The organism is Pseudomonas sp. Xaverov 83 (assembly GCF_019352905.1).
Taxonomy (GTDB): domain Bacteria; phylum Pseudomonadota; class Gammaproteobacteria; order Pseudomonadales; family Pseudomonadaceae; genus Aquipseudomonas; species Aquipseudomonas yamanorum.
Genome location: NZ_JAAAFU010000042.1, coordinates 1 through 24,776, shown reverse-complemented (window position 1 = coordinate 24,776; position 24,776 = coordinate 1). Strand labels below are relative to the sequence as shown.

The following is a 24,776-nucleotide window of genomic DNA, read 5'->3' as shown; positions in this document are numbered from 1 at the left end:
TGCCTGCATCGCGGGCAAGCCCGGCCCCCACATTTGGATTGTGTTGTGGCCTAGAAATCAACCTTCACGCCAATCGTGCCTTCCCGCCCGTTAAGCTGGTTGCTGTCCAGATTCCGGCTGTACCCCACCTCGCCATACACCTTCACTGTGTTCGAAACCTGCAGCGTCGCCCCGGCGCTCAGGTCCATCGTGGTGGATTGCTGGTCGGCATTGATATTCGTCGATTCATTGAAGGTGACGGTGTTGGTCCCGGCGCCCGCATGCCACACATTGGCCCGCACATAAGGCTGCACCGGCATCCCGCTGGCCTTGTAGTCGCCCCGCAAGCGAACCCCGAGGCGAGTGGTCACGGCGGTGTCGGCCTTGAACGCAATATCCGAAATCCCGTCGTTCTGACTGTCCAGCCAGGTGCGATCAATGATCACCTGGGCCTGGGGTTCCACCTCCCAATGCTCGGAAATCGCGAAAGGCATACCGACCTCCGCCGAGCCCGCCACGTTGTGCCCCTTGGTCTGCAGTTTCACGCCCCGGCTGGATTCATCATGGCCGTCGAACCGGGTGCCCATCAACACCAGGTCAAGGTACGCGCGGTTGGCGCCGATCAGGGTCCAGTAGGTGCCCAGGCTGTCGGCGCGCAAGGTGATGTCGCCGGTGTCGGTGTGCTGGAAACCACCGGAAAACCCCGCGACATTCCCGGACAGGCGGCTATGGCCGACAAAGAATCCCACGCGTTGCGTCAGGCCATTGTCCGAGGTCCAGGCGTAGAGATCAGTGCCCACCTGGAAGCCCGACAGCGAACTGTCCAGGGACGGGCTCACGGTGCCGGAAAAAGACTGACGCGTGCGGCTGCCAAACACCCGGGCCCAGCCCGCAGGTATCGCGCCGCTCTGTTGTGGGGCGCCTTGGTCACCCATGCGCTCGTGATACGTACTCAACATGCCCTGGACCATTTGCTGCACGGCGGGGAACAAGACCGAGTAGTCCGCCACTTCCGGGCGGTAGATCGGAATAGGTTCTTCGCCCGGAAAGATGCCCGGCAGCTCAGGAGTGCCGTCGGCGGGTACCGGTGGAAGGATTCCCACGGGCGGGTTATCGGGATCAGGGGGCGGCGGCGGGAAAATGCCGGAGGGCGGGCCTTCGGGGTTGGGCAATGGCGGTGCTTCAACGGACGAGCGCAAGTACCAGTTTTGCGCGGTGCCCGGCGTGAAGCCGCCCTTGTACAGGTAGTACTCGAAGGCCCCGGCCGAAACCGAGCCGCTTGGCAGGGAAAAGGCCAGGTCGCTGCTGGTAGCGCCATTGATGGCCTGTACCACTTGGATGCCGTTCTGCACCGTCTGGCCGCCGGCGCCGCCGAGGTTGGTGATGGTGATGGCCGTGCTGCCCTGGATCGTGCCCTGACTGACAATCAACCGGTCGCTGGGTGATCCATCGCCGGCCAGCACGCTTTGCAAGGCCAAGCGCCCATTGTTGCCGGTGTAGTTGCCGTTGATGGTGAGGTGGTCGGTGGCGCTGCCGTTAATCATGTCGATCAGGCCAGCGTTGTTCACGGTGACGAGCTGGCCGGTGGTAGACGGGCTGATGCTGCCCTGGGTGACCAGTAGCGTACCGACGTTGATGTTCATTGTCCCGGTGTGGGTACCGGCGTCGCCCAGGGTGAACGTGCCGCTGCCCAGGGTGAATACCGAGCCATTGTTGAAGGTGACGGTTTCCCAGTTGACGTAGCGCTGCGGAGTGGCGGATCGGGTGTTGTCGAACGTCAGGGCGTCGTTGCCCAACCCGCCATCCAGCAGGGGCGTGGACGACAAGGTGGTTTCAGTCAGGTTGTCGAGGAACGCCCGGTCGGTTCCGCTGCCGGTCACAATGGGGCCGCGGATCAGCCCGGCGGTGTTCCAGGTGAATACGTTATTGCCATTACCGGCAAAGATGCCCTGGGCGATATCGCCGCCTTTGATGAGTATCTGGTTGTCGCCGTTGCCGACGCTGATTTTGCCGCCGATGCTTCCATTGGAAACGGTGACCGTGTTGTTGCCATCCCCGGCGGTCATGTCGCCGATGATACGGCCGGTGCTCAGGTTCGCTTCGTTGTCGCCATCGCCCTGGGTCACCGAGGCGATGATGCCGCCGCTCATGGAAAAGTTATTGTTGCCCAATCCCTGGAACACCGCCCCGGCACTGCCCTGGCTGATCTGGATGATGCCGTTTCCCGTGCCCTGGATGATGCTGCCGGTCACAGTGCCACCAAACAGTTGGAAGATATTGGCGCCGTCTCCCATATTCACCGTGCCCTCCACGGTGCCCGAATTCATGGTCACGAGATCACGACCTGGCCCGAACGTCACGTCGCCATTGATCACGCCAGTGCCAGGGGAGGGAAACAGCAGTGTGTTGTTGCCCGCAGTGTCGACGACGCCCGGGCTGCTGCCGCTGCTGCAGGTGAAGGTGTCGTCACCGGCGGTGGGGACCAGGACGCAATCGGCGACAGACACCAGCGGCCACCCCGCCAGCAGGGCCGAAGAGACGACACTCAAGTGCATCAGGGTTGCAAACCGTAGGGACATGATCCGCCCTCGCTGGACGCCCGTGCGACACGCGCACGTTCTCACGTTAGCGCCGCGTTGAAAGCGCCGCTACTGTGAGAAATAACAGGTACAGACGAGTGGGCGGGGCGCTACAAAAACACAATCTCATAGGGCTCGCGCATGCGTTCCAGCAGCACCTGCGCCAGGATCGGCGCCAGGCCGATTTCCGGGTCGCCCGCCAATTGGCTGGCATAGGCGTGGGCGGCATGCAGCTTGCGGGCGACGCTCCAGGTGTCGAGCCGTACTTTGCGTGCGCGCTGCCAGGGGATCGCGGCGGTCTCGCGAACGGGCCAATGCCACGCCCAGATCGGCAGTTCGTGCAGGCGCACGCCTTTGAGTCCGCAGGCCTTGGCCGTGGCGCGGCCTACAGCGTCATGGTCGTCGTTGCCGTCGTTGCGCCAAGTGGTGAACACCACGTCGCCGGGTTGCAGATAGCGCGCGATGAACTGGCTCATCTGCTGCTCCCGCGCGGCCAGGGCGTTGTCGGCAAAGCCGCCACGGATCCATTTCAGGCTGTGCAGGGGCACACCCAGGCGGCGCAGGGCTTCGACACTTTCCTGGGGCCGCACCACACTCAGGCGTTTGACCGGCCACACCGTGGAACCGGGATGGCTGGCGCTGCCGTCGGTGATAGAGATCAGTTGCAGAGGGTATTCAAGGGTACTGAGCAATTGCAGCAGACCGCCACAGGCGATCACTTCGTCACCGGGATGCGGGGCGATGACCACCACGCGGGCGCCGGCTGGCACCAGGGTTGCGGGATTGATGGCAGGGATTTGCGCGAGTTGCGGGGCGCTGTTCCAGATTTGCGCGGGGCCCCGGCGGTTGTCACTTAACAGTGCAGGCTTCATGAGTGTCACGTCCTTGTTCATCGGTGATGCAGGCCGTACCCCGTTGACGGGACGGCTCTTGTGGTACGCGAGAGCATGCAAGGCGCACTCGCGGCGCGACGGCGTTCCAACCCTGGATTGCCGTGCAAGGAATACTGATGATAGTTATGAATCGCCGCTTTAACACCGCCGGGTGTCGCAATTTTTTCAGGAGGCTTGCATCAGACTCTTCAGGTAGTCACCGAAGCCGCCCTGGGCGCGGCAATCCAGGCGGGCGCTGGTTATGACCTGGGGCGAGTGGCTCCAGGCAATGGAAGCCCCGCAGCGCTCAAGCTGGCGCACCAGCTCCACGTCTTCATGGCACGGCAAGGGCTCAAAACCGCCGGCCCGCACGTAGGCGCCCGCGCTGACTCCGAGGTTGGCACCGTGGATATGCCGATGCCCGTCCCGGGCCTCATAGGCCTGGTGATAGCGGATTTGCGCCGCCGGGTCGAAGCCTTCGCTCCACGCATCCACCGTCACCGTGCCGCACACGGCATCCACACCCAAGGCGAGCTGGGCCACGAGCCAGTCGGGAGCAACTCGGCTATCAGCGTCGGTGCAGGAGATCCAGCGCGCGCCGTTGTTGAGCAGATGCCGCGCACCCACGCCACGCACATGGCCCACGTTTCGCGCCTGCACTTCCAGGCTGTGCACCTGATATTCGCGGGCGATCATGGCGCTGCGGTCGCTGCAGCTGTCGAGCACTGCCAGAATCTGCACCTCTTCACCCAGCAGGCCCGGATGACTGGCGGCGACCATCGCGGCTTTCAGGCATTCGGGCAGCAGTTTTTCTTCGTTATGCACGGGTATCAGGATGCCGATCATCGCAGTCCCTCCAAGGTCGCAACCGTGGTGCCGTCGCGGCTCCACAAATCCAGTAGAAAATCGCTTTCGTGATGCTGCGCCAGATGTGGCATGCCCAATCGCTGGCCGAGGCGTGCATGCACCTGTTCGGCGGTCTGCGGGCAGCCTTCGATGACCGGGCGCCAGTGGCAGGCGAGGATTTGTCCGTCAGGCGTCAGGGAGGCGAGGGCGCGATCGATCAGCTCATCGAAATCCTTCGGGTCCAGGTAGTAGCAGAGCTCGCTGAGCACGATCAGCTCGAAGGTTTCACTGGGCCACTGCTCCGGCAAGCGGCTCTGCTGCACCGTGGCATGGCTGAAACCCTGCAGCCGCGCCTGTGCCAGGCTGACGGCCGCTTGCGCCGTGTCGCAGCACAGCAGGCGGTCACAGCGCGGGGCCAGCTCGAAGCTCAGCTCACCGTTGGCACAGCCGGGCTCGAAAATCGAGGCGTAGCGGGGCCGGGTCAGCATCGCCAGGGTCAGGGCCCGTTTGCGCTGTTCATACCAGCGTTGGCGAAAGGCCCAAGGATCGTCGTTGCCGGCGAACAGCTCATCGAAGTAGGGCGTGGCGACACTCATACAAACACCACTTCGAAGGGTTGCAGCAGGCGCTCCAGTACATAAGGCGCGAGCACCGGCGGCAAGCCGATCTGCGGGTCGCCTTCCAACTGGCTGGCGAACGCGTGGATAGCGTGCCGTTTACGGGCTACTTCCTCAGGCGTCAGGAGGATCTTGCGTGCGCGGTGCCAAGGCACCTGGCCATCTTCGGGAGTTGCCCAGTGCCAGGTCCACACAGGCAGTTCCAGTAAAGTCGCGCCCACGGCCCGCGCGACCTTGGCACTGGCCCGGCCTACGGCTTCATGGTCGCAGTGACCGTCTTCGCGCCAGGTGGTGAACACCACGTCGCCGGGCTTGAGGTAGCGTTCGATAAATTGACTCAAATCCTCTTCGCCCTCGGCGACCTGGCTGTCACGAAAGCCGGCCCGCAGCCATTTCAAGCTGTGCAACGGCAAGCCCAGTCGGTGCAGGGCCTGCGCCGACTCTTGCGGCCTCACCACGCTCAGGCGTTCCACCGGCCAGCGGTGTGAGCCGGGATGACTGGCGCTGCCGTCGGTGACGGAGATCAGCAGGATAGGGCGATCCAGCGCGGCAAGGCCTTGCAACAGGCCGCCGCAACCGAGGACTTCATCGTCCGGATGCGGCGCGATGATCACGGCACGGCGGCCTTCAGGCACCAGTTCGGCAATGGTCACGCAAGGCAGTTCGGCCAGCCGCGACGAGCTTTGCCACAGGTGCAATGGGGTGCCCTGGCCAACGATTGGATTGGTTTTCATAGTTGCCACCTCCCTGTGGGCTCGCCGGCGACCTGTTCACCGAGGGCCGCCAGGTCGCGTTCGGCGTGGCTCTGGCGCAGGTACACCGGCAAGTCGGCCATCAACTGCGCAAAATGCGGGTCCTTGCAATACGGGCCGGCGCCCAGCGCACGACCGACGTGATGGATTACCTGGTCGACCGTCTCCTCGATACAAGCCCGTGCCTGTTGTGCCAATAGCCGGGCATCGGCCTTGGGTTGGCGGTCGATATGCGTGGCGCAGTCACGCAGCACACAGGCCGCGCTGTGCAAGGCGCTGTCGACGCTGCCAAGGTGCGCCAGGGCGTGGGGCTCCGGGCGCTTGCTGCATTGCTCGCGCAAAGCCTCGGCCAGGCGTTGTGCCGCGCCGTACCAGCAAGCGGCGATGCCGATGCCGCCTTGCCAGAAGCCCGGGCGTGCCAGGTAGTCCCCAGGCTTGCCGATAGCCAGGCCAACGGCGTCATGGAAAAGCACTTCAACACTGCCCGTAGCGGCCATGCCCACGGCCGCCCAGCCCTCATCGGTGACGGTTACGCCGGGCTGGTGCATTTGCACTGCAACCAGTTGCTGGCGGTTCTCTTCATCCCATGCCGTGAGCAACCCGTGGCTGACCACCGCTGCGCCCGAGCACCAGGCCTTGCGGCCCTCCAGCCGCACGCGCTGGCCATCGCGCCGGATTCGCACCTTGGCGGTGGGCGGCTCGGCCGCCCACATGCCCCACGTGCTGCCAACCGGGGGCAACGGGCTGTCGAGTTCCGCGATGATCGCCAGGGCGTCAGTGTGGCCTTCAAACAACTTGCACAAGCGCAGGTCATGGCCGGCGACTTGCGCCAGTCGGCTGAAACGTTCCAGGGTTTGCCCGCTGCCCGGCAAGGGCAACTGGTCCAGGCCTTCCTCCACCAAAGCCCTCAGCGCAGCGCCAAGGGCATGGGTGTCCGGGTAATCCCGGTAGCCGCGAAGAAACTCATGCAAGGCCATGTCACACCTCGTCCTCATGCTGCAATTCAAACAGCAGCAGCGAACGCCCGGTGACGGCGTATTCGTGATCGAAATCGAAGCGCTCCTGGCCCCGCACCGCTGGCTGGTTGGTGTCGAGCATGCACGTCCAGAAGCCGCCATCCGGCACCGGTGGCAGGCGGAAATTGACCATGTCGTGGTGGGCGTTGACCACCAGCAACAACGTGGCATCGGCGCCTGGGCGGCGAATCCCGGTTTCCTGGGCGCGACCATCCATCAACATGCCGAGGCAGCGGCCATGGCTGTCCTGCCATTGCTCGATGGTCATTTCATCACCGCTCGGCGCGAGCCAGGTGACGTCCTTGACGCCGATGTCTTCGTTGTAGTCGCCCACCAGGAAGCGTCCGCGACGCAGGATCGGGTACGCCAGGCGCAGCTTGATCAGGCGCTTGACGAACTTGAGCAGGGCCTTGCCGTCTTCATCCAGTTCCCAGTTGATCCAGCCGATCTCGCTGTCCTGGCAATAGGCGTTGTTATTGCCGTGCTGGGTGCGGGCGAACTCGTCACCGGCCACCAGCATCGGTGTGCCCTGGGCCAGCAGCAACGTGGCGAAGAAGTTACGCATCTGGCGCAGGCGCAGCGCGTTGATTTCCGGGTCGTCGGTGGGGCCTTCGACACCGTGGTTCCACGACAGGTTGTTGTTGCTGCCGTCCTGGTTGTTCTCGTCGTTGGCCTCGTTGTGCTTGTCGTTGTAGGACACCAGGTCGTGCAGGGTGAAACCGTCGTGGGCGGTGATGAAGTTCACCGAGCTGTATGGCCGGCGACCCCGCTGGTTGAACATCTCGCCCGAGGCTGTCATGCGCCCGGCGAAGTCCGCCAGTTGGCCGTCGTCGCCTTTCCAGAACGAGCGCACGGTGTCGCGGAAACGGTCGTTCCATTCCACCCAGCCCGGCGGGAAGCCGCCGACCTGATAGCCGCCGGGGCCACAGTCCCACGGCTCGGCAATCATTTTCACCTGGCGCAGCACCGGGTCCTGGCGGCAGGCCACGAGGAAACTGTGGCGCTCGTCGAAACCGTCGCGGTAGCGGCCGAGAATGGTTGCCAGGTCGAAGCGGAAACCGTCGACGTGCATTTCGGTGGCCCAGTAACGCAACGAGTCCGTGACCATCTGCAGCACACACGGGTGGCTCAGGTCGAGGGTGTTGCCGGTGCCGGAATCGTTGATGTAGAAGCGCTTGTCGTCGGGCATCAAGCGGTAGTACGAGGCGTTGTCGATGCCGCGCATGGACAGGGTCGGACCTTGCTCGTTGCCTTCGGCGGTGTGGTTGTAGACCACGTCAAGGATCACTTCCAGCTTGGCTTCATGCAGGTGCGCAACCATCTCCTTGAACTCGGCGATCTTGCCGCTGGCCAGGTAGCGTGGGTCCGGGGCAAAGAACGCAATGCTGTTGTAGCCCCAGTAGTTGGTCATGCCTTTTTGCAGCAGGTGCTGGTCGTTGACGAAGGCGTGCACCGGCAGCAGTTCCACCGACGACACACCCAACTGGCGAATGTGCTTGAGCACATCGTCAACCATCAGCCCGGCGCAGGTACCGCGAACTTCTTCAGGCACTGAAGGGTGGCGCATGGTGATGCCGCGCAAGTGGGTTTCATAAATGATCGTGCGGTCCCACGGCGTGCGCACCGGCTGGTCGTTGCCCCAGGTGTGGGCCGGGTCGATGACTTTGCACTTGGGCACGAAGGGCGCGCTGTCGCGTTCGTCGAAACTGAGGTCGGCGTCCGGATGGCCGATGGTGTAGCCAAACAGGGCTTCGGACCATTTGAGTTCACCCACCAGCTGTTTAGCGTAGGGGTCGATCAGCAATTTGTTGTGGTTGAAGCGATGACCATTGGCCGGGTCATAAGGACCGTACACGCGGTAGCCGTAGATCAGCCCCGGGTGGGCGTCGGGCAGGTAGCCGTGGAAGGTCTCGTCGGTGTACTCCGGCAGTTCGATGCGCTCCAGCTCGACTTCGCCGCTGTCGTCGAAGATGCACAGTTCGACTTTGGTGGCGTTGGCCGAGAACAGCGCAAAGTTGACCCCCAGACCGTCCCAGGTCGCGCCGAGGGGGAAGGGCAAACCTTCACGAATCCGCGACGGCTCGTTTTCCGGCGTCGAGTTGGGCTTGTTGGGTTTGCTCATTGAGATGCTCCTGCAAAAGGGTTTTTCCGGGCCGAACGGGGCCTTGCCGGCGTGAAGCCGGAGAGAAATCGGTGGTTGGATGGCCTCCTGCGGTGCGGGCGCACGCGCAGGAGGATCTTCGGGTCAGGGTGCCTTGGGCTTCTTCGCCGCAGGTTTCTTCGCTGCTGGCGCAGCGCTTGGCTTGGCGGCCGGCTTGGGCGCTGGCGGCTTGGGTTTAGGCTTGGCCTTGGCAGCGGCCTTTGGCGCTTTGGATGGCGTCAACGCTTCGGCTTCCGCCAGTTTGCGCGCCATCTCCCAGTGTCGCGCGTCCTCGCCGTGGGGTTTACCTTCCGACTCCCAGATCTGATGCGCCAGTTCGCGTATGCGTTTGTCTTCAGTACTCATCGCAATGCTCCTCACAGAAAATTTCAGCTTTCTTGATCATCAGGATTGATAAAGACATTGACCGGGAAGTCCCCCAGGGCAGCGCTGATCATGAGCTCCTTGTTTGGTGTGACTGCGCCTGTTCGGAAAAGTCCCTTCCAATTTTGGGTTGATGCGGCGAACGGTAATCGGACCCGGGTATCGCCCCAAATCTGCGCGTTGACCAGGGGATACACACCGTTTTCAAGCAGCTGGTGAGGCCAGCGTGGCACCACCACCAGCAGCTGTTTGCCCTGGTATTCCCGGTAGAAAGCGACCACCCGTTCGGCATGTTCGCCCACCACTTCCAGAGGCTCGTAGGTGCCCTGGCGAAACAGTTGCGGATGCACCTTGCGCAACCCCAGGACCTGGCTGATCAACGCCTGTTTTATACGCCCGTCATGCCAGTTGAACATCAGCTCGCCGATGTCCGGCGGCGTGTGCAGCCCCTGTTGGCGAGCGTGATAGTCCACCGGCCGGCGGTTATCAGGGTCTACCAGAGTGAAGTCCCAGAACTCATCGCCCTGATACAGATCCGGCACTCCCGGCACGGTGAGGCGAAGCAAGGATTGCGCCAGCCCGTTGAGGGCGCCTGCGGGGGCGATGGCCTGGGCGGCTTCGCCGATGGCGTCGCGCAAGGCCTTGCCGGAATCTTCCAGCAGCAGCCGTGACAGGAACGCTTCGACCCCTTGTTCATACAGCTCGTTGGGCGCACTCCAGCTGCTCTGCAGCTTGGCTTCGCGCAGGGCCTTTTGTTGCCACTGCCAGAGGCGCTGGTGATAGTCCGCCAGGCCTTCGGCATCATCGCGATGCAGGTCCAGGGGCCAACTGCCCAGCAGTACCTGATAGAGGATCAACTCGTCACCGGCTGAGGGGGTGCTGGCATCGCTGCGCAGGCGGGCGGCGAGGGGGCGCCATTGCTCCACTTGCTCGACATACCAGTCGGCGGCCTCGCTGAGCACGGCCAGGCGCGCGCGGGTATCTTCGCCGCGCTTGTGGTCGTGGGTGGCGGTGGCCAGCAGGTTGTCGGGGAAGGTGCGCAGGCGTTGTTGATTCACTGCGTGGAAGTCTTCCAGCGGTGCGCTGAACTGTTCGGTGCTGAAGCCCACGTCATTGCGCGACAGCAAGACGCCCGAGCGATAGAACGCGGTGTCTTCCACGGCCTTGGCCGCTGCCGGCGAGGTCAGTTGCTGGAAGCGCACGCAGGCGTGCTTGAGCATCTTGCGTTCGCGGCCCAAGGGGCGGTCGCGCCAGGGTTGGCCGCCGAGCCATTTTTCCAGGTAGTCGAGCACCGGCCAGTCGCCTTCGCTCAAGGTACTGCGGGCACCGGCCAGGGCTTGCAGGAAAAACACGTCATCCAGTTCGCTGCGGCCCCGGGCGCTGATGTAGGTGCGGTACACCGGGAAGTGCACGATCAATTCCTGCAACGCGCGGCGAATCGCACCCAGGGTCAGGTCGCGGCTCATCACATCGTCCCGGGCCACTTGCAGCAGGGCCTGGGCCACGCTTTCAAAATCCCCGGCCAGGGAGCCGTTGAGGATCTGCTGACGGGCCAGCCAGGCTTCTTCGATAAACGACGACGGGCGTTCGGTGTGACGCGTCCACAACTCGGCCAGGGGCTCGAAGCCATCGGGGCCGTGTTGCAGCAACGACAGCTGGTTCATGAATTCGTAGCCGGTGGTGCCGTCCACTTGCCAGTCTTCGCGCAGGGTTTCGCCTTCGCCGAGGATCTTCTCGACGAAGATCGGCAAGTGTCGCCCACCGGCCAGGGAGTCCACCCGGCGGCGCAGTTTGCGGCAGTAACCGCGCGGGTCGGCGAGGCCGTCGATATGGTCGATACGCAGACCATCGATCAGGCCTTCGCTGATCAACTGGAAGATCTTGCCGTGGGTCGCCTCGAACACCGCGCTGCGCTCAACCCGCAGGCCGCCCAGCTCGTTGACGTCGAAGAACCGCCGCCAATTGATATCGTCCGCCGCCGTGCGCCAGCTGGCGAGGCGGTAGCTTTGTTGTTCCAGCAGGTGGTGCAGGCGGGCAAACCCTTCGGGCTGGCGCGCGTCGTAGAGGTTGAGATTGTCTTCGATGGCCTCGAGGGTTTTCGGATCGCGGGCAGCCTCGACCAGCTCCTGTTTCAGCGCGACGGCCTGGAGGTAGGCGTCTGGCTGGTAGGCCAGGCCGCTGAAACGGTCAGCCAACGTCTTGATCGGCAGCAATTCGCCATAATCTCTTGGGCAGATCGGGAAGCGATGTTCGTAATGCTCGACATAGAAGCTGCCGTGTTGCGGGTCGAAACGCAGGGGCAGGGCACCGGTTTGCAGGGCTTCGCCGTAGTCGCTGCCGAGGAACGGCATCAGCAATTGGCCCTTGAGCAGCGGGTCTGGCGAGTGCCATTGAATGTCGAAGAACTCGCTGTAGGGACTCAGGCGGCCCCATTCCAGCAGGTCCAGCCACCACCGGTTATCGGCGCCGCCGACGGCCATATGGTTGGAGACGATATCGAGGATCAGCCCCATGTCATGTTCGCGCAGCGCTGCTACCAGCCGGCGCAGCGCCGGTTCGCCGCCCAGTTCGGGATTGACGGTGGTGGGATCGACCACGTCATAGCCGTGCATGGAGCCGGCACGGGCGCTCAGCAGCGGTGACGCATAGAGATGGCTGATGCCCAGCTCGGCGAAGTACGGCACCAGGGGCACGGCGTCGTTGAGGGTGAAGCCCTTATGAAATTGCAGGCGCTGGGTGGCCCGTAGCGTCAATGGCTTCATCGGTCACGCTCGTGGGCCTGGATGCGCGCCACGGCCAGCAGTTCAAGGCGGCGGGCGGCGTTTTCATCATCGAGCAGGGTGGCTGCATCGCCCGCCAGGCGACGGCGCCAATTCGGATGGGTGTCGGTGGTGCCGGGCAGGTTGGATTGCTCTTCAACCCCCAGCGCGTCCTCCAGCGGCAGCAACACCAAGGGCGCACGGGTGTGGCCCAGGTAGCGCACGCTGGCGTCGATGACGTGGTCGGTTTCGTTGCGCACTTCGTCGGTGAAGTTCTGCGGGTCCTGGCTCAAGGCCTGGCGCAACGCCTGGCGTTCCCGCAGGCGGTGCTCGCTCCATTGTTCGACGGTGGGGGCATCGATCAGGCCCAACTGGATATTCCAGTCGATATCGCGGCTGTGCCACCAGCCGTTGAGGGTCGGCAGATCGTGGGTGCTGGTGGTGGCCAGCGCGTTGTCCGGCCAATCCAGAATCGGCTTGAACTGGCCGTCGTGGTCTTGCTCGAACAGCAGCACGCGCATGCCAAGGATCGAGCGGGCGATGAGTTTTTCCCGCAGGCCGTCGGGCACGGTGCCGAGGTCTTCACCGAGAACGATTGCCTGGTGTCGGCTCGATTCCAGCGCCAATAAGCGCAGCAGGTCGTCCACCGGGTAATACAGGTAGGCACCTTCGCGCGGTGAGGCATCCATCGGGATCACCCAAAGGCGTTGCAGCCCCATCACATGGTCGATGCGCAAGCCGCCGGCGTGGGCGAAGTTGGCACGCAGCATTTCGATGAATGCGCGAAAGCCATTGCGTTTCAGGCCTTCGGGAGAGAACGCGGAAATGCCCCAGCCCTGGCCAGCGCGGTTGAGAATGTCGGGTGGGGCACCTACGGTCAGTTCTGCCAGCAGTTCGTCCTGGCGGCTCCAGGCCTGGCTGCCGCCGCCATCGGCGCCCACCGCCAGGTCGGCGATCAAGCCGACGCCCATGCCGCTGCCGCGGGCCGCTTGTTGTGCGCGTTCGAGGCAACGGGCGATCAGCCATTGGCTGAAGGCGTAGAAGCCGATTTCATTCCGATTGGCTTCGGCAAATTGCACCAGCGCCGGGCTTTGCGGGCTCTGCCAATCCTCGGGCCAGTGGCGCCAGTCGAGGCTCTCGCCGTTGGCCGCACGTTCGGCCTGCACCGCTTCAAAGCGGCAGTGGTTTTCCAGGGCTTCGCCGCCCGCCTGGCGGAAGCTCAGGAAGTCGGCATGTTGCGGGTGGTCGCCCTGACGAAAGTCTTCATACAGGGTGCGCAACAAACGCTGCTTGGTTTTGGCGGCAGATGGCCAGTCGATCAGGCTTTGTTGTTCCAGGTCATTCAGCTCGTCGGCCAGGCCGCTGGCTTCGATGGCGATTTGCACCGCGCGCTCACCGAGGATGCAGCCGGGGGAGGCGTACAGGCTGTTGAGGAACAGACGACTGGACGGGGAGTACGGGCTGAAGCGCTCGGTGTCGGCGCTGAACATGGCGTGCATCGGGCTGATGGCCAGGGCATCGGCACCGCGTTCGGCGGCAGAGCGGGCCAGTTGCTCCAGGGCCTGAGTGTCGCCAAAGCCGCCGTCGCCGCTGCGTCGCAGGGAATACAGTTGGGCGCTCAGGCCCCAGGCGCGGGCGGTCTCGGTGTCGACCGCTTCAGCAACGGTGTAGCAATGAGTCGGTGCCACGGCCAGGGTGAAATGCTGGTCGTCGATATGCACTTGTTGGTAGCCCACCGGAATCGATCCGGGCAACACCGCATTATCGTCCAGGCGCAGGTCCAGCACGCTGTCGTCTTCGAGGTGAATCTGGCACGGCGTGCCGGGGGCGAAGTAGCGCGCCAGGTCCAGACCCGCGCCGCTGTCGACGGTCATCAGCGGCGGCAGGTGCTTGTCTTGTTGCACGCGCTCCAGGTCTTGCAGGCTGGCTTCGATCTCGGCATCGGTGTCGGCCGGGTGGCCCAGGCCTTTGAGCACGGCGCGCAGGGCGTCGGCTTTGACATGTTGCGGGCGGCCATTCGCGTCGATCCAATCGACGGCCAGGCCCGCTCGGCTGGCGAGTATTTCCAATTGCGCGTCGCTCAAGGGTGCTCTCCAACAGGGGAATGGGTGAGGCTGACGCGGGCACTGAAGGGGGCCAATTGTTCGGTCCCGCTGGCCTGCGTCACAAATAGGAGGTGCTCGGCGGCCGGGTAGTTCAGAGAATCGGCGCTCAGGTTGAGGTCGATCTGCAACAGGCTGCCATTGCCCAGCCGCCAACGCGCCGTGACTGCGCCCGCCGCCAGCACTTGCGCACCCAAGGCGATGCTGCCGGGCAGGTGCGGCAGGATATGTTGGTGGCGCAGGCTCAGTAGCTGGCGGTAGAGCTGCGAGTCGCCGCAATCGGCGAGGGCGGGCGCCGAGCGGCGGAAGGTTTGCAGGGCGTTGGGGTCGGGAATTCGTTTGCGACGCTCGGGGTCGCTGAACGAGGCAAAGTCGGCAAACTCATTGCGCCGGCCTTCGCGTACCGCCTCGGCCAGTTCGCCGTGGTGATCGGTGAAGAACAGGAACGGCTCCTCGGCGTTGACTTCATCGCCCATGAACACCAACGGGATCATCGGCGACATCAGCAACAAGGTCGTCGCGGCACTCAGGGCCTGGGGAGAACAGAGTTGATGCAGGCGTTCGCCCAGGGCGCGGTTGCCGATCTGGTCGTGGTTCTGCAGGAACAGCACAAAGGCGCTGGGCGGCAGGTGGCCGCTGGGCTCGCCGCGTGCGTGGCCATGGCGCGTGGTGTGGCCCTGGTAGATAAAGCCTTCACTCAGGCAACGGGCCAGTTTGCCGGTAGGGTCTTCGGCGAAGTCGGTGTAGTAGGCATCGGTTTCGCCGGTGAGCAGCACGTGCAGGGCGTTGTGGCCGTCATCGTTCCACTGCGCGTCGAAACCGCGCTCCAGCAGGCTGGCCTGGTTGAATTCGTTTTCCAGCACCAGCCACACATGGCGGCCGGTGTCGACTTGCTGGCGTACTTTTTGCGCCAGCTCCTCAAGAAATTCGGGATCGTTGATGGCGTGCACGGCGTCCAGGCGCAGGCCGTCGAAGCGGTATTCCAGCAGCCACATCAGCGCGTTGTCGATGAAGAAATCCCGGACTTCCCGGCGGTCAAAGTCGATGCCGGCGCCCCAGGGCGTGTGCACGTCTTCGCGAAAGAAGCCTTTGGCGTAGGTGCCGAGGTAGTTGCCGTCGGGGCCGAAGTGGTTGTAGACCACATCAAGGATCACCGCGAGGCCATAGTGGTGCGCGCTGTCGATCAACTGTTTCAGTTGCTCGGGCGAACCGTAGGAGGATTGAGGGGCGTAGGGCAGGACACCGTCGTAGCCCCAGTTACGTTCGCCGGGGAACTGCGCGATGGGCATCAGCTCGATGGCGGTGAAGCCCAGTTCCGCGAGGCGCGGCAGTTGTTTCTCGACCTCCGCGTAGCCCCCCAGTACGCCCACGTGCAACTCGTAGATCACCGCTTCGTGCCAGGGCCGGCCTTGCCAGTGGCTTTGGCGCCACTGATAGGCCAGCGGGTCGACCACCACGCTGAAGCCGTGAACGTCCGTGGCCTGTGCCCGGGAAGCCGGGTCGGGAACGTCCTGTTCGCCGTCGATGTTGTAGCGGTAGCGTGTCCCCGGTGGACATTGCAGCTGCACCACAAACCAGCCATCGGCCTGGGGCAGCATCGCGACCGATTTACCTTCTTCAAATTCAACGCTGACATAAAACGCGTCTGGCGCCCACAAGGCGAAACGGGTGTGTTCCGCATCCAGCATGATCGCGCCGTGGGGCCAGGTTTCCAGAGTCCTTGACGGCATCTATGAAGACCTCTTTTTTACTGTTTCCCCGATCTTCCCAGCGCTTTCGCTACCAGTTGCTCATAAAGTTCGGCATAGGGTTCCACTGCCTGGCACCAGTTGAACGGTGCGGCCATGGCCCGGCAACGCATGGCGTTGAGCAAGCCTGGGAAGGCGAAAACCTTGAACGCGCGGCTCAGGGCCGCTTTGTAGCTTTCGACAGTGGATTCGTTGAACAGGAAGCCGGTTACGCCATTCTCGATGGTGTCGGCCAGGCCGCCGGTGTTGCGGGCGACCGGCAACGAGCCGAAACGCTGGGCGTACATCTGGCTCAGGCCGCAGGGTTCGTAGCGGGACGGCATCAACAGGAAGTCGCTGCCGGCGAACATGCGTCGGGCATCGGTTTCGTTGAAGCCAATGCGCACGCCGATCTGGCCGGGAAAGCGCAAGGCCAGGGCACGCATGGCTTGCTCTTCTTCCGGCTCGCCACGACCAATGATCGCGATCTGGCCGCCGTTTTCGACAATAAAACTGGAGACTGCTTCGGTCAGGTCCAGACCTTTCTGATAGACCAGGCGCGACACCACGGCGAACAGCGGGCCGGTAGAGTCATCGAGGCCGAACAGGTTGCGTACATGGGCGGCGTTCTGTGCCTTGCCTTCCCAGTCACCGATGTTGAAAGGGTGAGTCAGGTGCGGGTCGGTGGACGATTCCCAGCTTTCATCAATGCCGTTGGGAATACCGCTGAGCAAGCCTTGCTGGGTCTTGCTGGCGAGGAAGCCATCCAGACCGCAGCCGAATTCGGGGGTGGTGATTTCCTGGGCGTACGTGGCGCTGACCGTGGTGATGTGGCTGGAATACGCCATGCCGGCCTTCAGGAAAGACAACTTGCCGTAGAACTCCATGCCTTCCTGTTGCAAGGCGTGTTCGGGAATCCCCAATTCCGGGCACGAGGCCAGGCTGACCACACCTTGGTAGGCCAGGTTATGAATGGTGAACAACGTCGGGGTGCGTGACCCGCGCCAGTGCATATAGGCCGGGGCCAGGCCGGCGGGCCAGTCATGGGCGTGCACCAGGTCCGGACACCAGTGGATTTGCGCCAGGTTGGCGGCAATATCGGCGGCGGCCAGGCCCAGGCGGGCGAAGCGGATATGGTTGTCGGGCCAGTCTCGGCCGTTGTTGGCGCCGTAGGGCGTGCCTTCGCGCTCGTAAAGCTCGGGGCAGATCAGCACGTAGATGACCAGGCCATCCTTGAGGTCCATGCGCCCGATCTTGCACGGCGGCAATGCAGCGTGGCCACCCAGCTCACCGATGATATGGATGGGGTTGTCGCTGTCCAGCACCTGCGGGTAGCCGGGGATCAGCACGCGCACATCGTGCAGGTGCGCCATGGCGCGGGGCAAGGCAGCGGACACGTCGCCCAGGCCACCGGTTTTCACCAGGTCGGCAATTTCGGACGTGACAAACAGCACTTTTTTGCGATTGGGATTGACACGTGGTACTGGCCGCACCGCGTTGGGAAGGTCAACCAAAGAGGTCGGCCCGCCAACCGGCTGACTAAAACGCTCTCCCTGAGTATCTACAGCGGCACTGATCATGGTTCTCTCCCGTGTTTTGGTCGGCTGATGGCATATGGCAATCAGCGAAGGTTGACCGCATCCTGCGGCCAGGCGCACAAGCGCTACACAGACTGGCAAGGCTTATGCCAGTTGTGCTGGAGTCTTAAATAGAGTGGATGGGCGGGCGTTCGGTGTGAACCGTCAGCGCTCGCCTTACCTTAAACCTGACCTGTGGCAGAGTTGGAAAGTTTCGATTTTTTGCGGGGTTTTTGTTTTGGATCGGACCCATCGGTCATGAGTCTAGGACAGATCCTAGAGCCTGTGGGGTCTGTGGGGTATTTTTGTAGGACAAATTTTTTTCATGAACGTCGTAGCAGCTGTCGAGCCCCAGCGAGGCTGCGTCGGGCGCGCTCCGGTTCAAGATCGGCAGTGCGCCCGACGCAGCCTCGCTGGGGCTCGACAGCTGCTACGGGGGAGTGGGAAGTGAAATGTGTGCACTAGCTTAGTGCGCGAAGGGGCACTCCTTTGGCCCACGCTTGGATGTCTTCGATCATCTGCTGGTAGAACTGGCGGTAGTTCTGCTCGCTGACGTACCCCACATGAGGCGTGGCCAAGACGTTGGGCAAACGGCGGAACGGGTGTTCGGCCGGCAGCGGCTCCTGGGCGTACACGTCCAGTGCCGCGCCTGCCAGGCGGCCACTGGCCAGCGCATCGATCAAAGCCGCTTCATCGACAATCGGCCCGCGGGCGGTGTTCACCAGATGCGCTGTAGGTTTCATCCAGCCCAACGCCTCGGCGTCTACCAGCCCGCGGCTGCGGTCGCTGAGTACCAGGTGAATCGACAACACATCCGCTTGCTCGAACAGTTCGCGCTTGCTGACCCAGGTCACGTCGGATTCGGCGGCGCGTTCCGGCGTGAGGTTCTCGCTCCAGGCAATCACGCGCATGCCGAAGGCCTGGCCAAATTTGGCGACCTTCTGGCCAATGCTGCCCAGTCCGAGAATCCCCAGGGTCTTGCCGTGCAGATCACCGCCCAGGCCCACCTGCCAACCGCCGGCGCGCAGGGAATTGGCTTCGGCCAGCAGGTTGCGGGTGGAGGCCATGATCAGCGCCCAGGTCAGTTCCGGGGCGGCATGCTTGTAACTGTCGGTGCCGCAGACTTGAATGCCCAAGGCCTTGGCCGCAGGAATGTCGATGGCGGCGTTGCGCATGCCGCCGGTCACCAGCAACTTCAGCTTGGGCAAACCTTGCAGGAGGGCCTGATCGAAAGTGGTGCGCTCGCGCATCACGCAAATCACCTCGAAGCCCTGCAAGCGTTCGATCAGCGTGGCGGTGTCCGCCGGGTAGTCGTGGAGGAAGTGCACCTGGCCGACCGACGCCAGGACTGACCAGTCCACTACGCCACTGGCCACATTCTGCCAATCATCAATCACTGCGATCTGTACCGACATGCACGCGTGCCTCGAAAAGGTTGGATTAAAGGGCGTTCAGCCCTTGCAACAGCGCCTTGTGAAACTGTGCCGGCTCTTCCATTTGCGGTGCGTGGCCCAGGCCCGGGAATTCCACCAGGGTGGCGTGGGGAATCAGCTTGGCCGCTTGTTTGCCCAACACCGCGTAGTTGCCGATCTTCGCCTTGACCGCCGGTGGCGCCAGGTCTTTGCCAATGGCGGTATTGTCGGAAGTGCCGATCAGCAACAGGGTGGGCATCTGCAGGTCCTTGAACTCGTAGTACACCGGCTGGGTGAAGATCATGTCGTAAATCAGCGCCGAGTTCCATGCTACCTGGGTGTGGCCGGGCCCTTTATTCATGCCGGCGAGCATATCGACCCAGCGGTCGTATTCAGGCTTCCAGCGGCCAACATAGTAGGTGTCGAGCTCGTACTTGCGGATGCCGTCGGCGGTCAGTTTCAACTCGCGCTCGTACCATTGGTCAACACTGCGATAGGGCACGCCAATGGCTTTCCAGTCTTCCAGGCCGATAGGGTTCACCAGTGCCAGCTGTTCGGTTTGCTGCGGATAGAGCAGGGCGTAGCGCGTCGCAAGCATGCCGCCGGTGGAATGGCCGAGGAGGGTGGCCTTCTGAATGCCGAGTTTTTCCAGGAGTTGGTGGGTATTGATCGCCAGTTGCTGGAAGCTGTACTGGTAATTGTCCGGCTTGCTGGAGGTGCAGAAACCGATCTGGTCGGGAGCGATCACCCGGTAGCCGGCGTCGCTCAGCGTCTTGATCGACTCTTCCCAGGTGGCGCCACAGAAGTTCTTGCCGTGCATCAGCACGATGCTGCGCCCGTTGGCCTTGCCTTTGGCCGGCACGTCCATGTAGCCCATCTGCAGGGATTTGCCCTGGGACTGGAAGGTGAAGTGTTCCACCGGGTAAGGGTATTTGAAACCTTGCAGTTCGGGTCCGTAGGTCGGGCCCTCAGTGGCGGCAAAAGCGGGAAGTGCGCTGCCGAGCAGCAGGCTGGCGACGCAGAGTGAGCGGATTTTGGACATGGGTACAGGCTCCGGGAACAGTGCCCGGATGCTGTGGCGAGGGGATTAACGGGAGATTAAATCCAGTGCAGGGTGAGCATGGCCAATACCCCGTAGCGCGCCCCTTTGGCGAGGGTCACCAGCAGCAGGAAACGCCAGAACGGCTCGCGCATGACCCCGGCCACCAGGGTCAGGGGGTCACCAATGATGGGCACCCAACTGAGCAACAATGACCAATGGCCCCAGCGTTGATAGTGGGTACGGACCTTTTCCAGATGCTTCGGACTCACCGGAAACCAGCGCCGCTCCTTGAACCGCTCCACCGAGCGGCCCAGCAGCCAATTGACTACCGAGCCCACTACGTTGCCAACCGTTGCTACCCCGAGCAGCAGCCACAGGCTGTAATGCCCGCTGATCAACAGCCCCACCAGCACCGCCTCTGATTGCATCGGCAACAGCGTGGCGGCGCCGAAGGCGGCGAAAAACAGTCCCAGGTAACCGGCAAGCATCAATCAGCGTGCCGGATAGTCAGCCACTACCACGTCTTTGCCATCGCGAGTCAGGCCGATGACCTGGTAGGCATCGCTGCTGCCGTCCATTTCCATGCCCGGCGAGCCCAACGGCATGCCCGGTGCAGCAATGCCCAGCAAGTCGTCGCGCTTGCGCAGGGCCAGTACCTGATCGGCAGGCACATGGCCTTCGACGAATTTGCCGTCGATCACGCCGGTATGGCACGACGCAAGGCGCGGTGCCACGCCCAGGCGTTGCTTGACCTCGCTCATGTTGGCTTCCACATGGTCATTGACCTTGAACCCGTTGCTTTCCAGGTGGGCAATCCACTTCTTGCAGCAACCGCAATTGGCATCACGGTGTACATCAATCGGGATCAGCTCGGCGGCCTGGGCCAGGGTACTCATGAGCAGGGCCGACAGCGCGGCCAGTCGCAAGGTGGTTTTCATCGTCATCTCGTCAGATAAAGGGCAACAGCCGGGCATTCTCCCTGCTTTTTACAAAAGGTTTCTTGCGGAGTGTTACGAAGTTTTACGAAGCACCGACAGCACCAGAATAACCGCCTGGTGCTGTCGGAAAGCTGAGAGGGAGATGACGGATTTGTCAGGTAGACGGGGATTCCAGGCGCTGCTTGAGTTGGTCAAGGGCCTGGTTGGAAAGCGCAATCATGCGCGCATGCAGGGTGGTCAGTTGCAGTTCGGTTTCATAGGTGAGGATCCGGGTAAACAAGGTGCCACTGCCTTGGGCCTGCAAGAAATAATGGATGCAGCCGTCGACCGCCAGCGAAGTAAAGGCAGTCTTGAATTCCCGCGGTCGCAGCGCAATCTGCACGCGATAACTCATGGGTACCTGCACACCCAGCAGGTCGATGGTCTCGGTAAAACGGTGGCCAGTGGGCAATGAGCCCGTGGTGCCGGTGTCGGCGCCCAGGGATGTCGGATGCCATTCATGCCAGCGATCCGGTTGGGTGACATAGTCGTAAACGGTTTCGATAGGGGCCTGGATATAGCGTTCCTGACTGATCCGCTCCAGACGGATCGGGTGCTCAACTGCGTGCATGACACACCTCCTGTGTGGCGGAGCGAACTGTCAGAATAGTCGGGCTCCCGCGCATTGCACGGGAGCTTTCAGGCTATTTTTTTAACGCACCTTGAAGCGTCCCATCAATGCAATAACCCGGCCATTGGCATCCAGCAAGCTCTGGGTGTTGTGTTCCGTGGCGTGGCCGCTTTGCACCAGTTCTTCGACCATGTGGCGGATGTGCACCATGCTGCGGTTGATTTCCTCGGTCACCGCGCTTTGCTGTTCAGCCGCAGTAGCGATCTGGGTACTGAGGTTGTTGATATGGCTGACGGAGCCGGCCATCTCGTCCAGCCCCGTGTTCACCCGGGCCGTGGCGTCGGCCGCAGACTGGCAGCTGGCCTGGGTGGCTTCCATGGCGGTCACCGAAGAACTCACGCCGGTAGTCAGGCGAGCGAGCATTTCGTTGATCTGCGAGGTGCTGGCCTGGGTACGGGCGGCGAGGGCGCGGACTTCGTCGGCTACCACCGCAAACCCCCGGCCCTGTTCGCCAGCCCGGGCGGCTTCGATGGCCGCATTGAGTGCCAGCAGGTTGGTCTGGCCGGCGATGGCGCCGATCACGCCGAGGGTTTCGGTGATGCGCGCGGCATCCTGGCGCATATTTTCCACGGTGTGGGTGGCGCTGGAAACTTCGCCGATCAGCGCGCTGACACTGCGGGACGCTTCCCCGACCACCACCCGCGAACGGTCGGCATGTTCGTTGGCGCGCTGGGTGAACGCCGCAGTTTCGGCGGCGTTCTCGGCCACGGTATCGGCGGTGGAGCTCATTTCGGTGATGGCGGTGACGGTCTGGTCGGTTTCCGAGGCATGGCGCACCAGGATCTGGTTGGTCTGGGCCGAGGTCTGCTGCAACTGCGCCAGGCTCGACGACATGGCGCCGGTGGCCAGGGTCACTTCGCCGATCATGTTTTGCAGGTAGACGATAAAGCGATTCACCGAATGGCCAATCGCGCCCAGTTCGTCCTCGGCGCGGATGGTGATGCGCCGGGTCAGGTCGGCGTCGCCGTTGGACAGCGCGTCGATATTGGTTTTCAGCGCAGTCATCCGGTGTACCAGCTGGCGGATGGCGTACACCTGCAACAGCACCAGCAGCAGAATCATCGGGATTTGCAGCATCGCCAGCGTACCCAGCACATCATCACGTTGGGCGGTGATCAGCGAAGTCGGCAGCGCAGTCGCCAGGAACCACGGGGTGCCCTCGATCGGGCGCATGAAGAAGGTGCTGGCCACGCCCTGGTTGTCGAACTCACTGCGCTGCAGGGATTGGTCGCGATGGGCCAGGCCGGCGCTGACCTGGGCGGCAAACGCCGAGGTGCCAGCCAGTTCGCTGATGTTTTTCAACACCACCGGGCCGCTGATGCGCGTGCTGTTGCTGATGATCTTGCCGTCGCCTTCGACAATCAGCATTTGCGCGCCAAGGTCTTTTTCCTTGCTGGCCACCAGGTCGTTGAAGAAGCCCAGGGTCACGTCGATGGTGGCGACGCCGTAAGCCGCGCCGTCGCGCTGGATGGCCATGGCACAGTTGGTGCGCGGTTCCTGACTGGCGTCATCCTTGTAGGCCGCGGCCCAGGCACATTGGCCGCGCGGCGACGCGAGGCCGCCTTTGTACCAGCTCTGGTCGTAGTAGTTCGGGGCCGCGTCGCTGTTCCAGAACGTATTGACCGCCAGCTTGCCCGAGGCATCACGGTGCCAGAAGGTGCTGTGCTTGTTGCGTCCCGGGGTGCGTTGGTTGGGCAGGGGCCAGATGCCGCCGCCAAACACTTTCAATTCGCCGTACTGGTCCACCAGGCCGGGTAGCACCTTGTCGATGGCGTCGCTGTCCAGCAGCGGGATGGTTTGGGTGATGCTGCGTTGCTGGGCCTGGACCTTGTTCAGTTCGCCCTGGATCTGCTCGGCCACTTCGGCAATGCGATTGAGGGCCACCTGTTCTTCGGTGTGGCGCAGCTTGGGGGCCACCAACTGTCCGATGCCCACGACCGTCAATACGAATAACAACAGGACGAACAGCACCAGAAACAGGGTGTAGCGAGTTTGGATAGAGCGCAATGAGGGCATGGGGTCGTCCTTACGAAGCGTTTATTGTGCGACGCGGCTTTGTTAGAGCTTCGAAGGGCTATCGGCTTGGGAAGGGCGAGCTTTAGGTACTATCGTGCAAGAAAACCCAGGGCAGGGATTTAAGGCGCGGAGCTGGCGAGCCAGCCCCGGTCCAGAGTGGCAGGACTATTTATCCAGCATCTGCATAACCGCTTCCGGGTAACGCAGCCCTGCCGTTGCATTGGCCGGGAAGATCGCCTCCAGCGCCGCCAACTCGGCCGGGCTCAGCTTGACCTCTAATGCCGAGACGTTCTCTTCCAGGTACTTGCGTTGCTTGGTCCCCGGGATCGGGATCAGGTAATCCCCTTGCGCCAGCACCCAGGCCAGCGCCAGTTGCCCGGCCGTCACGCCCTTGTCGGCAGCCAGGGCTTGTACCTGGTCCACCAGCAGCAGGTTCTTCGCAAAGTTCTCGCCCTGGAAACGCGGGCTGAAGCGGCGGTAATCATCCGCCGCAAAATCATCCGGGCTTTTCAGCGCGCCGGTCAGGAAGCCACGACCCAGTGGGCTGTAAGGCACAAACGCGATCCCCAGGCGTTCACAGGCGGCAAGGCAACCGTTGTCTTCCTGGTCGCGGCTCCACAGTGAATATTCACTTTGCAGGGCGCTGATGGGATGTACTTTGTGAGCGCGTTCGAGGGTGGCCGCCGACGCTTCACTCAGGCCCAGGTAACGCACCTTGCCTTGCTTGACCAACTCGGCCATGGCGCCGACGGTTTTTTCAATCGCCACGTCAGGATCGATGCGGTGCTGGTAGTAGAGGTCCAGGGTTTCCACGCCGAGGCGTTTCAGGGTGCCGTCGATGGCGTCGCGAATGTACTCGGGACGGCCATTCACCCCACGCAGCGCCGGGTTCGCCGGGTCACGCACGATGCCGAACTTGCTGGCGAGAAAGACCTGGTCGCGCTTGCCGGCGATGGCTTTGCCAATCAGTTCTTCGTTGGTGTGGGGGCCGTACATGTCGGCGGTGTCCAGCAGGTTGATCCCCAGCTCCAGGGCGCGGTGCAGAGTGGCGATGGCTTCGGCGGTGTCGGTGCCGGTGGTATAGAAATCGGTCATGCCCATGCAGCCGAGGCCGATGGCGGATACCTGGGGGCCGTTTTTACCGAGTTGACGTGTGTGCATGGGTCCAGCTCCTGTGTGGGAAGGGCTCCATTGTTGCCCTCGACAAAAGCGGGATAAACCGGCTAAAACCACTATCACTATTATGAAATTCTAAATAATCCCTGAAGGATGTCGGCCCGTGGACCGTTTTAATGCGATGCGAGTATTCGTGCGGATTGTCGAACTGGGCGGGTTTGCCAGGGCGGCC

The 24,776-nt window shown here is 62.8% G+C and carries 19 protein-coding genes; all 19 read right to left on the bottom strand.

Going from position 1 to position 24,776, the window contains the following annotated elements; all coding sequences use genetic code 11:
* Positions 1–50: 50 nt before the first annotated feature.
* Positions 51–2,558 carry an autotransporter outer membrane beta-barrel domain-containing protein gene (locus tag K0H47_RS14660; protein ID WP_219273045.1) on the bottom strand — a complete coding sequence of 836 codons (2,508 nt, stop codon included), beginning with the start codon at positions 2,556–2,558 and terminating at the stop codon, positions 51–53.
* 110 nt (positions 2,559–2,668) lie between these two features.
* Positions 2,669–3,430 carry a PIG-L deacetylase family protein gene (locus tag K0H47_RS14655; protein WP_063033986.1) on the bottom strand — a complete coding sequence of 254 codons (762 nt, stop codon included), beginning with the start codon at positions 3,428–3,430 and terminating at the stop codon, positions 2,669–2,671.
* A gap of 186 nt (positions 3,431–3,616) precedes the next feature.
* On the bottom strand, positions 3,617–4,276 hold the full coding sequence (locus K0H47_RS14650; protein ID WP_063030724.1) for a glycosyltransferase family 2 protein: 660 nt from the start codon (positions 4,274–4,276) through the stop codon (positions 3,617–3,619).
* Positions 4,273–4,872: an SAM-dependent methyltransferase gene (locus tag K0H47_RS14645; RefSeq protein ID WP_063030722.1), complete on the bottom strand. Its 600-nt coding sequence runs from the start codon at positions 4,870–4,872 to the stop codon at positions 4,273–4,275. Before K0H47_RS14645 ends, K0H47_RS14650 begins: the two co-directional genes overlap by 4 nt.
* Entirely contained in the window at positions 4,869–5,627 is a 759-nt protein-coding gene (locus K0H47_RS14640) for a PIG-L deacetylase family protein (RefSeq protein ID WP_177026727.1), read from the bottom strand. Before K0H47_RS14640 ends, K0H47_RS14645 begins: the two co-directional genes overlap by 4 nt.
* Positions 5,624–6,622, bottom strand: coding sequence for an acyl-CoA dehydrogenase family protein (locus K0H47_RS14635; protein ID WP_219273043.1), 999 nt, complete (start codon positions 6,620–6,622; stop codon positions 5,624–5,626). The genes K0H47_RS14640 and K0H47_RS14635 overlap by 4 nt, the downstream gene beginning before the upstream one ends.
* Before the next feature lies 1 nt (position 6,623).
* Positions 6,624–8,783, bottom strand: coding sequence for a glycogen debranching protein GlgX (glgX, locus tag K0H47_RS14630; RefSeq protein WP_003207536.1), 2,160 nt, complete (start codon positions 8,781–8,783; stop codon positions 6,624–6,626).
* A gap of 123 nt (positions 8,784–8,906) precedes the next feature.
* The gene (locus K0H47_RS14625; RefSeq protein WP_093197492.1) at positions 8,907–9,167 is read right to left on the bottom strand and encodes a DUF2934 domain-containing protein; all 261 of its coding nucleotides are present in this window, start codon (positions 9,165–9,167) and stop codon (positions 8,907–8,909) included.
* A gap of 23 nt (positions 9,168–9,190) precedes the next feature.
* Positions 9,191–11,947: a malto-oligosyltrehalose synthase gene (locus K0H47_RS14620; protein ID WP_219273042.1), complete on the bottom strand. Its 2,757-nt coding sequence runs from the start codon at positions 11,945–11,947 to the stop codon at positions 9,191–9,193.
* Complete coding sequence (gene malQ / locus K0H47_RS14615; protein ID WP_219273040.1) at positions 11,944–14,028, bottom strand: 4-alpha-glucanotransferase; 2,085 nt, start codon at positions 14,026–14,028, stop codon at positions 11,944–11,946. The genes K0H47_RS14620 and malQ overlap by 4 nt, the downstream gene beginning before the upstream one ends.
* The gene (gene treZ, locus K0H47_RS14610) at positions 14,025–15,776 is read right to left on the bottom strand and encodes a malto-oligosyltrehalose trehalohydrolase (RefSeq protein WP_177026723.1); all 1,752 of its coding nucleotides are present in this window, start codon (positions 15,774–15,776) and stop codon (positions 14,025–14,027) included. The genes malQ and treZ overlap by 4 nt, the downstream gene beginning before the upstream one ends.
* Positions 15,777–15,793: 17 nt before the next feature.
* On the bottom strand, positions 15,794–17,353 hold the full coding sequence (gene glgA / locus K0H47_RS14605; protein WP_063030711.1) for a glycogen synthase GlgA: 1,560 nt from the start codon (positions 17,351–17,353) through the stop codon (positions 15,794–15,796).
* A gap of 458 nt (positions 17,354–17,811) precedes the next feature.
* Positions 17,812–18,765, bottom strand: coding sequence for a D-2-hydroxyacid dehydrogenase family protein (locus K0H47_RS14600; RefSeq protein WP_093197473.1), 954 nt, complete (start codon positions 18,763–18,765; stop codon positions 17,812–17,814).
* Positions 18,766–18,790: 25 nt separating this feature from the next.
* Positions 18,791–19,804 carry an alpha/beta fold hydrolase gene (locus K0H47_RS14595; RefSeq protein ID WP_219273038.1) on the bottom strand — a complete coding sequence of 338 codons (1,014 nt, stop codon included), beginning with the start codon at positions 19,802–19,804 and terminating at the stop codon, positions 18,791–18,793.
* Positions 19,805–19,860: 56 nt separating this feature from the next.
* Positions 19,861–20,292: a YqaA family protein gene (locus tag K0H47_RS14590; protein ID WP_219273036.1), complete on the bottom strand. Its 432-nt coding sequence runs from the start codon at positions 20,290–20,292 to the stop codon at positions 19,861–19,863.
* A 3-nt stretch (positions 20,293–20,295) separates the two neighbouring features.
* Positions 20,296–20,742 (bottom strand): DUF411 domain-containing protein, encoded by a 447-nt coding sequence (locus tag K0H47_RS14585; protein ID WP_093210056.1) that lies wholly within the window; start codon positions 20,740–20,742, stop codon positions 20,296–20,298.
* A 154-nt stretch (positions 20,743–20,896) separates the two neighbouring features.
* On the bottom strand, positions 20,897–21,352 hold the full coding sequence (locus K0H47_RS14580) for an SRPBCC family protein (RefSeq protein WP_063030703.1): 456 nt from the start codon (positions 21,350–21,352) through the stop codon (positions 20,897–20,899).
* An 81-nt stretch (positions 21,353–21,433) separates the two neighbouring features.
* Positions 21,434–23,428, bottom strand: a complete 1,995-nt coding sequence (locus K0H47_RS14575; protein WP_063030701.1) for a methyl-accepting chemotaxis protein — start codon at positions 23,426–23,428, stop codon at positions 21,434–21,436.
* Positions 23,429–23,593: 165 nt separating this feature from the next.
* Positions 23,594–24,589, bottom strand: a complete 996-nt coding sequence (locus K0H47_RS14570) for an aldo/keto reductase (protein ID WP_219273034.1) — start codon at positions 24,587–24,589, stop codon at positions 23,594–23,596.
* Positions 24,590–24,776 lie beyond the last annotated feature (187 nt).